8 protein-coding genes are annotated in these 14,340 nt (G+C 65.8%); 5 read left to right on the top strand and 3 right to left on the bottom strand.

Annotation, left to right across the window (positions count from 1 at the left end; genetic code table 11):
- Positions 1-184: 184 nt before the first annotated feature.
- Positions 185-5,161 carry an NAD-glutamate dehydrogenase domain-containing protein gene (locus tag BKE09_RS19470; RefSeq protein WP_075677406.1) on the bottom strand — a complete coding sequence of 1,659 codons (4,977 nt, stop codon included), beginning with the start codon at positions 5,159-5,161 and terminating at the stop codon, positions 185-187.
- Positions 5,162-5,411: 250 nt separating this feature from the next.
- On the opposite strand from BKE09_RS19470, the gene BKE09_RS19465 reads away from it, so the two are divergent.
- Genes BKE09_RS19465 through BKE09_RS19455 form a run of 3 tightly spaced genes read left to right on the top strand, consistent with a single transcriptional unit; the run spans position 5,412 to position 10,507 of the window.
- The gene (locus BKE09_RS19465) at positions 5,412-6,068 is read left to right on the top strand and encodes a TetR/AcrR family transcriptional regulator (protein WP_014037749.1); all 657 of its coding nucleotides are present in this window, start codon (positions 5,412-5,414) and stop codon (positions 6,066-6,068) included.
- Positions 6,068-7,318, top strand: coding sequence for an efflux RND transporter periplasmic adaptor subunit (locus BKE09_RS19460; RefSeq protein ID WP_075677404.1), 1,251 nt, complete (start codon positions 6,068-6,070; stop codon positions 7,316-7,318). The genes BKE09_RS19465 and BKE09_RS19460 overlap by 1 nt, the downstream gene beginning before the upstream one ends.
- A gap of 15 nt (positions 7,319-7,333) precedes the next feature.
- The gene (locus tag BKE09_RS19455) at positions 7,334-10,507 is read left to right on the top strand and encodes a multidrug efflux RND transporter permease subunit (RefSeq protein ID WP_075677402.1); all 3,174 of its coding nucleotides are present in this window, start codon (positions 7,334-7,336) and stop codon (positions 10,505-10,507) included.
- A 143-nt stretch (positions 10,508-10,650) separates the two neighbouring features.
- Here BKE09_RS19455 and BKE09_RS19450 read toward each other — a convergent pair whose 3' ends face one another.
- Complete coding sequence (locus BKE09_RS19450) at positions 10,651-10,938, bottom strand: hypothetical protein (protein WP_075678314.1); 288 nt, start codon at positions 10,936-10,938, stop codon at positions 10,651-10,653.
- Between the two features lie 314 nt (positions 10,939-11,252).
- On the opposite strand from BKE09_RS19450, the gene BKE09_RS19445 reads away from it, so the two are divergent.
- Positions 11,253-12,020, top strand: a complete 768-nt coding sequence (locus tag BKE09_RS19445) for a hypothetical protein (protein ID WP_240502945.1) — start codon at positions 11,253-11,255, stop codon at positions 12,018-12,020.
- Positions 12,021-12,103: 83 nt separating this feature from the next.
- On the opposite strand, the gene BKE09_RS19440 is transcribed toward BKE09_RS19445, so the two are convergent.
- Positions 12,104-13,252 (bottom strand): acyl-CoA dehydrogenase family protein, encoded by a 1,149-nt coding sequence (locus tag BKE09_RS19440; RefSeq protein WP_049400221.1) that lies wholly within the window; start codon positions 13,250-13,252, stop codon positions 12,104-12,106.
- 153 nt (positions 13,253-13,405) lie between these two features.
- Here BKE09_RS19440 and BKE09_RS19435 point away from each other — a divergent pair, with 153 nt between their 5' ends.
- On the top strand, positions 13,406-14,335 hold the full coding sequence (locus BKE09_RS19435; RefSeq protein ID WP_014037755.1) for a metalloregulator ArsR/SmtB family transcription factor: 930 nt from the start codon (positions 13,406-13,408) through the stop codon (positions 14,333-14,335).
- Positions 14,336-14,340: the final 5 nt, after the last annotated feature.

Raw genomic sequence — 14,340 nt, 5'->3', positions numbered from 1 at the left:
GGGGCTCGATCGCGCCATCCATGGCGCTCACGGTCCCGGCGGATATGCCGGTCATCCACCTGGCAGGTTCACGGCCGGCGTCGGGTCAGGTGGTCGCAAAGGTCAAGGGCAGAAACAGAACGGCCCCGCTCTCGCGGGGCCGTTCTGTTCTACTCATGCCAGGCATGGCCTGGCACTACTTCACTTACGCGCCGTGGGCAGCGAGCTGGCCCAGGCGCTGGACTGCGACCGAGACGGTCGGGTAGTCCAGGGTCTTCTGCTCGGCCAGTTCGGCCAGCATTGCCAGGGTGAAGCGCAGGCTGTTGTCGTCGCGGCCCATCCAGGCCGCCACCTTGGCTTCAGCACTGCCACCCTTGGTGCCCAGCACCTGGCCCGCCAGGTTGCGGTGATTGGCAGCCAGCTCGTCACGCAGCACGCCACGCGCCACGGCGTGCCAACGGCCGTTGACCTCCAGCGCGTCGACCTGCTCGAACAGCCAGGGCAGCTGCAGGGCATCGCCCAGGCGGAAGTGGATCTTGGACACGTCCACCGGCTTCAGCTTGCGGGTGCGCGCCAGTTCGATGATGTCGAACGCCGGCTCCAGGAAGTGCAGCTCGGCCAGCTGCTGCGCCAGTGCGGACGGCAGGCCCTTTTCCTTCCACTCGGCCACGAGAGCTTCGTAGGTCGGACGCTGCGAATCCGGCAGCACACCCGAAGCAACGCGGATGTCGTTGAACGGACCCTGGTAGCGGTTGACCGCTTCAGTGATGCCGGGCATCGCGCCCGGGCGCGACAGCAGCCAGCGCACGAACGAGCGCTGCAGCTTCCAGATCACTTCCAGCGCATCGATCTGCACCGACTCCGGCACCTTGCCGTCGAGGGCATCGATCTGCGCCCACAGCGCGCGTGCATCCAGCGTTTCGCGGCTGATGGTGTAGGCCTTGGCGACCTCGGCGATGGAGCGGCCGGTGTCTTCCTGCATGCGCATCAGGAAAGTGGCGCCCATGCGGTTGATGGTCTGGTTGGTCACGGCCGTGGCGATGATTTCGCGCTTCAGGCGGTGACGCTCCATCGCGTCGGCGTACTTCTTCTGCAGCGGGGTCGGGAAGTAGCGCTGCAGTTCCTTGGACAGGTACGGATCTTCCGGGATGTCCGAATCCAGCAGCTGGGCGAACGCCACCAGCTTGGAGTAGGACAGCAGCACCGACAGTTCCGGACGGGTCAGGCCCTGGCCGCGTGCCTTGCGCTGCGACAGCTCGGCATCGGACGGCAGGAACTCGATCTGGCGATCAAGCAGGCCCTGCTGTTCCAGGGTACGGATGAAGTGCTGCTTGGAACCCAAGCGCTTGACCGCCATCCGCTCCATCAGGCTCAGCGCCTGGTTCTGGCGGTAGTTGTCGTTGAGCACCAGCTCGGCGACTTCATCGGTCATCGAAGCCAGCAGCTTGTTGCGCTGCTCGACGGTCAGCTTCTTGGCCCGCACCACATCGTTGAGCAGGATCTTGATGTTGACTTCATGGTCGGAGGTGTCGACACCGGCCGAGTTGTCGATGAAGTCGGTGTTGAGCAGTACGCCGGCCTGCGCGGCTTCGATGCGGCCCAGCTGGGTCATGCCCAGGTTGCCGCCCTCGCCCACCACCTTGCAGCGCAGCTCGCCACCGTTCACGCGCAGCGCGTTGTTGGCACGGTCGCCGACATCGCTGTGCTGCTCGCTGGCGGCCTTGACGTAGGTACCGATGCCGCCGTTCCACAGCAGGTCGACCGGCGCCTTCAGGATCGCGCTCATCAGGTCGTTCGGCGAAAGCGCCTTGACGTTCTCGTCCAGGCCCAGCGCTTCACGCACCTGCGGGGTGATCTCGATCGACTTCAGGGTCCGCGGGTACACGCCGCCGCCCTTGCTGATCAGCTTGGCATCGTAGTCCGCCCAGCTCGAACGCGGCACGGTGAACAGGCGCTCACGTTCAACGAACGTGGTGGCCGCATCCGGGTTCGGGTCCAGGAAGATGTGGCGGTGATCGAACGCAGCGACCAGGCGGATGTGGCGCGACAGCAGCATGCCGTTGCCGAACACGTCGCCGGACATGTCGCCGACGCCGACCGCGGTGAAGTCCTGGCTCTGGCTGTCACGGCCCAGCGCACGGAAGTGGCGCTTGACCGACTCCCACGCACCGCGTGCGGTGATGCCCATGCCCTTGTGGTCGTAACCGACCGAACCACCGGAGGCGAACGCATCGCCCATCCAGAAGCCGTGCGCGATGGCCAGGCCGTTGGCGATGTCGGAGAAGGTCGCAGTGCCCTTGTCGGCGGCCACCACCAGGTACGGATCGTCCATGTCGTGGCGCACGACATCCACCGGCGGCACGATCTTGTTGTTGACGATGTTGTCGGTGATGTCCAGCAGGCCCTGGATGAACAGCTTGTAGCAGGCCACGCCGTTGGCGAAGATCGCATCACGGTCGCCGTTCACCGGCGGGGTCTTGGCGAAGAAGCCGCCCTTCGCGCCGACCGGCACGATGACGGTGTTCTTGACCATCTGTGCCTTGACCAGGCCCAGCACTTCGGTACGGAAGTCTTCACGACGGTCCGACCAGCGCAGGCCGCCACGGGCGACCGCGCCGAAGCGCAGGTGGGTACCTTCCACGCGTGGGCCGTAGACGAAGATTTCGCGGTACGGGCGCGGCTTCGGCAGGTCCGGCACCAGCGCCGAATCGAACTTGAAGCTGATGACATGGCCGTGCTGGCCGTTGGCATCGGTCTGGTAGTAGCTGGTGCGCAGGGTCGCGTCGATCACGCCCATGAACGAGCGCAGGATGCGGTCCTCGTCCAGGCTGGACACACGGTCCATCAGCTTCAGCAGCGCATCGCGCGCGGCCTGCATCTGCGCGTCGCGGTCACCCTTGCGGGCGTCGACCACGGTCTTGAGCACCTTCAGGGTGGCGTCGTCGCCAGCAGCCAGCACGTCGAAGTGGGCCTTCAGCTGGGCCTGGCCAGCCGCGATGTCGTCCTTGCCTTCGTGGCCGGTGGCCGGATCGAAGCGGGCTTCAAACAGCTCCACCAGCAGGCGGGCCAGCAGCGGGTAGCGCGCGAAGGTGCCTTCCACGTAGGCCTGCGAGAACGGTACGCCGGTCTGCAGCAGGTACTTGCAGTAGCCACGCAGCATGGCGACCTGGCGCCAGTGCAGGCCGGCAGCCAGCACCAGGCGGTTGAAGCCGTCGTTCTCGGCATCGCCGTGCCAGACGCGGGCGAAGGTCTCACCGAAGGCTTCATCGACGCTGGCGGCATCGATCGCGCCGGCGGTCGACTCGACCTCGAAGTCCTGCACATACACCGGGGCGTTGTCGACCGACAGGCGGTACGGACGCTCGGCGATCACGCGCAGGCCCATGTTTTCCATCATCGGCAGCGCGTCCGACAGCGGAATGTCGTCCAGCTGGCGATACAGCTTCAGGCGCAGGCCATCGCCGCTTTCGCGCGGCACGGCCTGCAGGCTCAGGCGCAGGTCGTCCGGGCCGGTCAGCGCATCGAGCTGGCTGACATCGTTGGCGGCAACGGCGGTGCTGTTGTCTTCGATGTAGCCGGCCGGCAGTGCCTTGCCGATGCGGGCGGCGATGCGCAGGCCTTCGGTTTCGCCATGGCGGGTCACCAGCGCTTCACGCAGGTCGTCCTGCCAGTTGCGCAGCACCTGGGCCAGCTTCTGCTCCAGTTCGGCGGTATCGACGTCGAGCATCTCACCCGGCTTCGGGCGCACGATCAGGTGCACCTGGGCCAGCGGCGATTCGCCCAGCACCACCGAGCTGTCGACGTACTCGCCGTGCAGCGCGTCCTTCAGCATCGCTTCGATGCGCAGGCGCACGTCGGTGTTGAAGCGCTCGCGCGGCAGGTAGACCAGCGCGGAGATGAAACGGCTGTACTTGTCGCGGCGCAGGAACAGGCGGCTGCGCACGCGCTCCTGCAGGCCCAGCACGCCCATCGCAGTGCGGAACAGTTCGTCCTCGCTGGACTGGAACAGTTCTTCGCGCGGCAGGGTTTCCAGGATGTGGCGCAGGGCCTTGCCGCTGTGGCTGGCCGGGGCGAGGCCCGACTGCTTCATCACGTGCTCGTGGCGCTGGCGCACCAGCGGGATTTCCCACGGGCGGCGGTTGTAGGCGCTGGAGGTGAACAGGCCAAGGAAGCGCTGCTCGCCGATGATCTTGCCCTTGGCGTCGAATTCCAGCACGCCGATGTAGTCCATGTAGCCGGCGCGATGCACGCGCGAACGGGCATTGGTCTTGGTCAGGATCAGCGCGTCCTTCAGACCGGACGTGGTGTTCAGGCCCTGCGCGGCCAGGGTCTTGACCGGACGGGCAGCGGACTTGTCCTTGCCGCGCATCAGGCCCAGGCCGGTGTCGTTCAGCGGCGCCAGCACTTCTTCCTTGCCCTGCTTCTCGACGCGGTACTCGCGGTAGCCGAAGAAGGTGAAGTGGTTGTCGGCGGCCCAGCGCAGGAACTCCTGTGCTTCCTTGCGCGACGCGTCGTCGACCGGCAGCTGGCGGCTGCCCAGGTCGTCGGCCAGCGCCAGCGCCTTGTCCTTCATCGGCTGCCAGTCGCGCACGATCGCACGCACTTCGTCCAGCGCCTTGTTGATGGCCTGCTCGATGGCAGCCATGGCTTCGGCCGGCTGGCGGTCGATTTCCAGCAGCATCACCGACTCGGTGTCACCTTCGCCGACCTTGACCAGCTTGCCGGCCTTGTCGCGGGTGAAGCGCAGCACCGGGTGGCCCAGCACGTGGACGCCCACGCCCTGCTCGGCCAGCGACATGGTGACGGTGTCGACCAGGAACGGCATGTCGTCGTTGACGATCTGCAGCACGGTGTGCGGCGATTCCCAACCGTTGGCCTTCGCGGTCGGATTGAACACGCGGACGTTGGCCTTGCCGGCCTTGCGGGTCCGGGCGAATTCCAGCGTCTCAGCCGCGAGCGCGGCCCACTCTTCAGCGCTGTGGTGCGGGAACTCGTCCGACTCCATGCGCTTGTAGAAGTCAGTGGCGAAGGCCACCGCTTCGGCCTGTGCGGCCGCGGGGTAACGCTTGCGCAATGCCGTGTACACCGGCTCCAGGGAGAAACCAGCGGTCACTGCGACCTCCGACTCTGCTGGTTTGGTCTTGTTTTTCACGGTCTTGGCTGCGGTTTTTTGCGGTTTCATGGCAGAGCGATGCGCTTGCTCAGTTGGGAAAATGAAATTGTAGCCCTACCGCACGAAAAGGCCTTGCTGCAGGACGGAATAACCAGATTCGGGTTTGCTGCGGTTTAGACGCCTATTCAGTTCGCTCCGGTATGGAGCTGGCGCCTGCTTCAGCACTGCCGACAGGATCGGCAAAGCGTGTTACCGGAAGACACACGCGGCGACGCCAATTCGATTCCACAATCCTGAACTGGACGGTATAGTCCACCGCGTGAACCCGGCCTACCTCCCCGTTGCCCTCGACGCGCGCGATGAGCGCGTGTTCGATGCCGTGCGCGAACTGCTGGCCCAGCAGGGCATGCAGATGAGCATGGACGCGGTGGCCCAGCATGCCGGCTGCTCCAAGCAGACCCTGTACTCGCGCTACGGCAGCAAGCAGGAACTGCTGCGCCGGGTGATGCAGCGCCACGTCGGCCACGCCACCGGGGCCATGCTGCGTGCACTCCGCGGTGACGACCTGCGTGCCAGCCTGCTCCAGTTCGCCACCGACTTCCTGGAGCATTTCAACCAACCGCACGTAGGACAGGCCTGCCGGCTGATTGCAGCCGAGGCGGCCCAGTTTCCCGAAGAGGCGCGTACGCTGTACCGGCATGGTGCCGGCGCGCTGACGCTTCATCTTGCTGAATGGATTGAAACCGTTTGCATGCAAGGCCAGCTCCGGCATGACGACCCGCACTTCATGGCCGAACTGCTGCTGAGCATGATCGCCGGTCAGGATTTCGACAAACAGCGCTTCCATACCCCCCATCGTGATGACGCGCTCTTGCGTCGGCGCTGGGCAGAGTTCTCCGTCGACAGCTTCCTGCGCGCGTTCGCGCCACAGCCGTCGCCGGCCCCGTCTACAAACCAACCCCGGAGTTCCTCCTGATGACCGCCCCACTCCGCACCCTTGCCTTGACGTGCGCCGTTGCTGTCGCTCTGGCTGCCTGCAAGAAGCCGGAACAGCAGATGCCCCCGCCGCCGGAGGTGGGCGTGATCGACGCCAAGCCGCAGACCCTGCCGCTGCAGCGCGAGCTGGTCGGCCGCCTGTCGCCGTTCCGCAGCGCCGACGTCCGCGCACGCGTGCCCGGCGTGCTGCTCAAGCGCGTCTACCAGGAAGGCTCGCAGGTCAAGCAGGGCCAGACCCTGTTCCTGATCGACCCGGCGCCGCTGCGTGCCTCGCTCAATGCCTCCGAGGCGCAGCTGGCCTCGGCCCGCGCGACCTACGCCAACGCCAAGGTCGCCGCCGACCGCGCACGTTCGCTGGCCCCGCAGCAGTTTGTCTCCAAGGCCGACCTGGACAATGCCGAATCGGCCGAGCGCACCGCGCTGGCCGCAGTCAAGCAGGCCGAAGCATCGGTGACCTCCTCGCGCATCAGCCTGGGCTACACCGAAGTGACCGCGCCGATCAGCGGCGTGGCCAACAAGCAGCAGGTCACCGAGGGCGCGCTGGTTGGCCAGGGCGATGTGACCCTGCTGACCACCGTCGACCAGCTCGACCCGCTGTACGTCAACTTCTCGCTGAGCGTGGATGAGCTGACCCAGCTGCGTGCGCAGCAGGCCAAGGGCGCGCTGGCGCTGTCCGGTGACGGCAAGGCTACGGTCAACGTCAAGCTGGCCGACGGCAGCACCTATGGTGAGCCGGGCACGCTGGACTTCTCCTCGACCACGGTCGACCCGGCCACCGGCGCAGTGTCGCTGCGCGCGCTGCTGCCGAACCCGCAGCAGATCCTGCTGCCGGGCGCCTTCGTCAGCTTCCAGGCCAACCTGGGCGAGCGCAACAACGCCTACCTGGTGCCGCAGCAGGCCCTGCTGCGCGACACCACCGGCGGCTACGTGATGGTGGTCGGTGCCGACGGCAAGGTCGTGCGCAAGAACGTGAAGACCGATGGCGCGCAGAACGGCAACTGGCTGGTCAGCGATGGCCTGGCCGCCGGTGACAAGGTGATCGTGGCCGGCGTGCAGAAGGTCAAGGAAGGTGCACCGGCAGTCGCCAAGCCGTGGACCCCGGGGCAGGACGCCAACGGCAAGCCTGCCGCAGGCGGCGCCGCTCCGGCGGGCGCAGCACCGGCCGACGCGGCCAAGCCCGAGCAGGCCGATGCGGCCAAGCCGGCCGCCACCGATTCGAACAAGCAGTAACGGGAACCTTCCGTCATGCCTAAATTTTTCATCGAGCATCCAGTCTTCGCCTGGGTGGTTGCGATCCTGATCTCGCTCAGCGGCGTGATCGCGATCCTCAACCTGGGCGTGGAGTCCTATCCCAACATCGCCCCACCGCAGGTCACCGTCTCGGCGACCTATCCGGGCGCCAGTGCGGACACCACCGAGAAATCGGTCACCCAGGTGATCGAGCAGCAGCTGACCGGTATCGATCACCTGCTGTACTTCAGTTCCTCGTCAGCCTCCAACGGCCGTGCGCAGATCACCCTGACCTTCGAGACCGGTACCGATCCGGACATCGCCCAGGTGCAGGTGCAGAACAAGGTCTCGCTGGCCACGCCACGACTGCCTTCGGAAGTGACCCAGCAGGGCGTGGTGGTGGCCAAGGCCAACGCCGGCTTCCTGATGGTGATTGCGCTGCAGTCCGATACACCGGCCATCAACCGTGACGCCCTGAACGACATCGTTGGTTCGCGCGTGCTCGACCAGGTCTCGCGTATCCCCGGCGTCGGCAGCACCCAGCAGTTCGGTTCCGAGTACGCCATGAACATCTGGCTGAACCCGGAAAAGATGCAGGGCTACGGCCTGTCGGCCAGCCAGGTGCTGGCCGCGGTGCGTGCGCAGAACGTGCAGTTCGCTGCCGGTGCGCTGGGTTCGGACCCGTCGCCGGAAGGCCAGCACTTCACCGCCACGGTCTCGGCCGAGGGCCGCTTCAGCTCGCCGCAGGAGTTCGAGAACATCATCCTGCGCGCCAACGCTGACGGCTCGCGCGTGCTGCTGAAGGACATCGCCCGCGTTGCCTTCGGTGCCAACAACTACGGCTTCGACACCCAGTACAACGGCAAGCCGACCGGCGCCTTCGCCATCCAGCTGCTGCCGGGCGCCAACGCCCTGAACGTGGCCGATGCGGTGCGCGCCAAGATGGACGAGCTGCAGCCCAGCTTCCCGTCCGGCGTGACCTGGTTCTCGCCGTACGACAGCACCACCTTCGTCAAGATCTCCATCCAGGAAGTGGTCAAGACACTGTTTGAAGCAGTGTTCCTGGTGTTCCTGGTGATGCTGATCTTCCTGCAGAACTTCCGCGCCACCCTGATCCCGACCCTGGTCATCCCGGTGGCCCTGCTCGGTACCTTCCTGGGCATGTGGATGATCGGCTTCACGATCAACCAGCTGACCCTGTTCGCGATGGTGCTGGCGATCGGCATCGTGGTCGATGACGCGATCGTGGTGATCGAGAACGTCGAACGCATCATGACCGAGGAAGGCCTGGCGCCGAAGCCGGCCACGCAGAAGGCGATGACCCAGATCACCGGCGCGGTGGTGGCGATCACCGTGGTGCTGGCCGCGGTGTTCATCCCGTCCGCCCTGCAGGGTGGTGCCGCCGGTGAGATCTACAAGCAGTTCGCGCTGACCATCGCCATCTCGATGGCGTTCTCGGCGTTCCTGGCGCTGGGCTTCACCCCGGCGCTGTGCGCGACCTTCCTCAAGCCGACGCACAACGACAACCCGAACATCGTCTACCGCACCTTCAACAAGTACTACGACAAGATCAGCCACACATACGTGGGCCACATCACCTCGGCGGTGCGCCATGCGCCGCGCTGGATGATCCTGTTCGTGGTGCTGACCGCGCTGTGCGGCTTCCTGTTCACCCGCATGCCGGGCAGCTTCTTGCCGGAAGAAGACCAGGGCTATGCGCTGGCGATCGTGCAGCTGCCGCCGGGCTCGACCAAGGGCCAGACCAACGAAGTGTTCGCGCAGATGCGCGGCATCCTGGAAAAGCAGGATGGCTATGAAGGCATGCTGCAGGTGGCCGGCTTCAGCTTCGTCGGTTCCGGCGAGAACGTGGGCATGGGCTTCATCCGCCTGAAGCCGTGGGAGGAACGCAAGTTCACCGCGCCCGAGTTCATCCAGAACATGAACGGCGCGTTCTACGGCATCAAGGAAGCGCAGATCTTCGTGGTCAACCTGCCCACCGTGCAGGGCCTCGGCCAGTTCGGCGGCTTCGACATGTGGCTGCAGGACCGCAGTGGTGCCGGCTACGAACAGCTGACCCAGGCGCGCAACATCCTGCTGGGCAAGGCTGCGCAGAAGCCCGAAGCACTGGTCGGCGTGCGTCCGAACGGGCTGGAAAACGCCCCGCAGCTGCAGCTGCACGTGGACCGCGTGCAGGCGCAGTCGATGGGCATGTCGGTGTCGGACGTGTACAGCACCATCCAGCTGATGCTGGCCCCGGTGTACGTCAACGACTTCTTCTACGAAGGCCGCATCAAGCGCGTGACCATGCAGGCCGATGGCCCGTATCGCACCGGCCAGGAATCGCTGAAGAGCTTCTACAGCCCGTCCAGCCTGACCACCAATGCCGACGGCACCAGTTCGATGATCCCGCTCAACACCGTGGTCAAGTCCGAATGGGTGTCGGCACCGCCGTCGCTGAGCCGCTACAACGGCTACTCGGCGATCAACATCGTCGGCTCGCAGGCCCCGGGCACCAGCTCGGGTGAAGCGATGCAGACCATGGAGAGCATCGTCAACGACGACCTGCCGGCCGGCTTCGGCTACGACTGGTCCGGCATGTCCTACCAGGAAATCCTGGCCGGCAACGCCGCGACGCTGCTGCTGGTGCTGTCCATCGTGGTGGTGTTCCTGTGCCTGGCGGCCCTGTACGAAAGCTGGTCGATCCCGGTGGCGGTGCTGCTGGTCGTGCCGCTGGGTGTGCTCGGTGCCCTCGGCCTGTCGATGCTGCGCGGCCTGCCCAACGATCTGTTCTTCAAGATCGGCCTGATCACCGTGATCGGCCTGGCGGCGAAGAACGCGATCCTGATCGTGGAGTTCGCGGTGGAGCAGCGCGCAGCCGGCAGGAACCTGCGCGATGCCACCATCGAAGCGGCCCGCCTGCGCTTCCGCCCGATCCTGATGACCTCGTTCGCGTTCATCATGGGCGTGATCCCGATGGCGATCTCCACCGGCGCCGGCGCCAACTCCCGCCACGCCATCGGTACCGGCGTGATCGGCGGCATGCTGTTCGCCACCCTGCTCGGCCTGCTGATGATCCCGGTGTTCTTCGTGGTCGTGCGCCGCATGCTGGGTGACAAGCTGGATGAACCGTCCAAGGAGTTCATGGAACGCCAGCGCGACGCGGATGCTGCACACCGCCCGGATCGTTGATCCGTCAGTGCGCTGAAACGAAAAGGCCCCGGAGTGATCCGGGGCCTTTTTTCTTTCCTGTCTGGTAGATGCCAACCTTGGTTGGCGCTCTTCGATTCGTGCCAACCAAGGTTGGCACCTACCAGAGCTGTAGGCGCTACGCCTCAGCGCAGCAGTGCGACCACCACGCACACCGCCACCAGAACCAGCGCGGCCCACTGCATCGGTACGAAGAAGAAATGATGGCGCGCGGCCTCGCCCTTCTGCCGGGGCGCACGATTGAGCCACAGGCCCAGCAGCACGTTCACGGTTGCGCCGATACCTGCCCCCAGCAGCACCTGCTGCAGCGGAATATTGCCCTTGGGGCCGTCATGCGGGAAGAAGTACGCCAGCAGCAGGATCGCTGCAATCGGCGTCACCAGCGTCATGATTCCCCAACCGCGGTAGATCATCTGCACGTTCTCCGTGAAAGCGGAGGGCATTGTAGTGGGAAGGCCAACGCTGTCGTGATCATCCAGTGCCGGCCAGCCACTTCAACGCTGCCAGACAGCGGCTGTCGGCGCGTGCCGGCTCGTCCAGGTCATCTGCGGCGTTCGTTGACGCCTGCCAACACGACCGAAGAAGGTGTGAACTACCTCGCAGTCAGCGGCTCGCCGCCTGCCTCCTGCTTGCAGCTGCCATCGCCTCACAATCGCCCGCCCATGCGGGCGGCGTCGTGCCCTGCAGTCCCTGCGCCGACCCGCGCTCGGCCGCACTCCAGTCCGGAGTGGGCCTGACGGTCGTGGTCGACCCGGACCAGCGTCGGCTCAATGGCTACACCGTGGAATATGACCGCGAGCTGCGGCGCTATCGTGCCGTTCCCACAGCGGTCCCGGCGGAAGTGACCGCGACATTCAGGCGGATCCTTGCACTGCCGCAGGGCCACATTGCATCGGGGACACAGTTCGTCCCGCAAGCCTTCGGCAGCGGCGTCGTCGTCCCCATCCATCCCGACGATCCACAGAGCGCGAACGGGATCACCTTCCCACCAGCAATGAAAGACCTCAACGCCTATGACGTGGTCCATTCGGCAACCTACCGCAGCCAGCTGGAACTCGCCGTTGGCCAGGCCTTCAGCGGCGCCAACAGCGAACACGCGGCGTGGAACTCGCTGGCCACCACCCTCTCTTCGATCGTCCTGAGCTGGGTCAGCAAGCTGTTCGGGGTGCAGACGGTGACCTATGTCATCACCTGGCGCGATGGCTCCCGGACCAGGCTGGTGATCTCACCGGACTCCGTCGACAGGGCCCGATACGTTTCCGGCGAAAGCGTGGATGCCAGCGGCAACCGCATTCCCGATGGCGCGGCATCCAATGCCGAAACCGGTGAAGGCTACTCTGGCGCCTATCACTTCAATGACGAACAGAGCTACCAGAACTGGCTGGATTCAGCGCACCTGTATGGCGTGCAGATCATCGTCAATCCGGGCGCAGCGCCGTCCGGCCCCATCTGCCGCTGGGATGGCAGGCAGCTCCAGTGCGATGTGCCGCGCTGACGCGCTGCCGGTGTGATGTCGTCATCCCTGCGTGGCAGGGAGCGACTGGCCGCGCCGCCCTTGCAGCGGCGCGGCCATGCAACTCAGCGCAACCCGGTCTCGTTGCGGGCGATCACCAGGCGCTGGATCTCCGAGGTGCCCTCGTAGATCTCGGTGATCTTGGCATCACGGAAGTAGCGTTCCAGCGGCATCTCCTTGGAATAGCCCATACCGCCGTGGATCTGCACGGCCTGGTGGGTGATCCACATCGCCGCTTCCGAGGCGGTCAGCTTGGCCACGGCCGCTTCGGTGCTGAAGCGCTTGCCCTGGCCCTTCACCCATGCCGCGCGCAGGGTCAGCAGCAGCGCTGCGTCCAGCTTGCACTTCATGTCGGCGATCTTGGCCTGGGTCATCTGGAAGGTACCGATGGCCGCGCCGAACGCCTTGCGCTCCTTCACGTACGCCAGGGTCGCTTCATAGGCAGCACGGGCGATGCCGATGGCCTGCGAGGCGATACCGATGCGGCCGGCATCGAGCACGCTCATCGCGATCTTGAAGCCCTCGCCTTCCTGGCCCAGCACGTCTTCGGCCTGCGCCACGTAATCGTTGAACTCGATCTCGCAGGTGGCCGAGGCACGAATGCCCAGCTTCGGTTCGGTCTTGCCACGGCCGAAACCGGCCTTGTCGGTATCGATGATGAAGGCGGTGATGCCGCGCGCGCCCTTGTCCGGCTCGCTCATCGCGAACAGCACGATGTACTTGGCCACCGGGCCAGAGGTGATCCAGCTCTTCTTGCCGTTGATGACGAAGGTGCCATCGGCCTGCTTCACTGCACGGCAGCGCATGGCGGTGGCGTCCGAACCGGACTGCGGCTCGGTCAGCGCGAACGCGCCGATGGCCTCGCCTTCGGCGATGGCACGCACATACTTCTGCTTCTGTTCCTCGGTACCGTGGGTGAGGATGCCGTTGCAGAACAGCGAGTTGTTGACCGACATGATGGTCGAGTGGGCTGCGTCGGCGGCGGCGACCTCCACCATCGCCAGCACGTACGCAACCGGGTCCATGCCCGCACCGCCGTATTCGGTCGGCACTTCGATGCCCATCAGGCCGTTCTCGCCCAGCAGGCGGATGTTGTCCAGCGGGAACTCGCCGGTGCGGTCATGGTGCTCCGCGCTGGGGGCGATCTTTTCCTGCGCGATGCGCCGCGCCACGTCCTGCAGCATCAACTGCTCTTCGGTAAAGCTGAAATCCACAACACCCTCCCGGGTACATGAAGTTATGGGCCGCATACGGCGCGCCCAGGTGCCCCGATTGTACCGGGGCCCGGCTGCTTCCGTACGCTGGCGACTTGACCGCGGCAGGCCTTCTCAGCGAATATATCTCTATATCGCGATAGGTAGATATTTATGGATCTGGAAGACTGGTCGACCCGCCTGAAGGTGTTCGCCGATGCCACCCGCGTGCGCCTGCTGGCGCTGCTGGAGCAGGAGGAACTGACCGTGGCCGAACTGTCGGCGATCACCCGGCTGGCGCAGCCGCGCGTGTCCACCCACCTGGCGCGCCTGAAGGAAGCCGGCCTGGTCCGCGACCGCCGTGCCGGCGTGTCGGCCTACTACCGCTTCGACGAGGCCCAGCTGGACCCGGCGCAGCGTGCATTGTGGCATGCCTTGAGCAACGGAAGCGACGACCCGTTGCTGCGGCAGGATGCCGAGCGGGTGGCTGCAGTGCTGGCCCACCGCGCCTCGGACCAGAACTGGGCCGACAGCGTGGCCGGCGACATGGAGCGCCACTACTCTCCGGGCCGTACCTGGGAGGCGCTGGCGCGCACCGCCTTGCCGTTGCTGGAGACCGGCGACGTGCTGGACATCGCCTCCGGTGACGGCGTGCTGGCCGAACTGGTCGCCCCCCACGCCAAGCGCTACATCTGCATCGATACCAGCGCGCGCGTGGTCGCGGCCGCCAGCGAGCGCCTGCGCCGGCTGCCCAATGTGGAGGTACGCGAGGGCGACATGCATGCCCTGCCGTTCAAGGACGGCAGCTTCGACCTGGTGGTGCTGATGCACGCGCTGACCTACGCCAGCAAACCGGCGCAGGCCGTAACCGAAGCCGCGCGCGTGCTGCGCCCGGGCGGCCGCCTGCTGTTGTGCAGCCTGGCCCGCCACGAGCACAAGGCGGCGGTGGAGGCCTACGGCCACGTCAACCTCGGCTTCAGCGACAAGGAGCTGCGCAAGTTCGTCGACAAGGCCGGCCTGCAGGTGTCCAGCCTGGAGACGGTCACCCGCGAGAAGCGTCCGCCGCACTTCGAAGTGATTTCGCTGATCGCCAACAAGCCCTGAGCCCG

It is taken from the genome of Stenotrophomonas sp. TD3, from assembly GCF_001939825.1.
Taxonomy (GTDB): domain Bacteria; phylum Pseudomonadota; class Gammaproteobacteria; order Xanthomonadales; family Xanthomonadaceae; genus Stenotrophomonas.
Note: the sequence above shows the minus strand (reverse complement) of the source record. Positions and strands in the feature narration are given on the sequence as shown.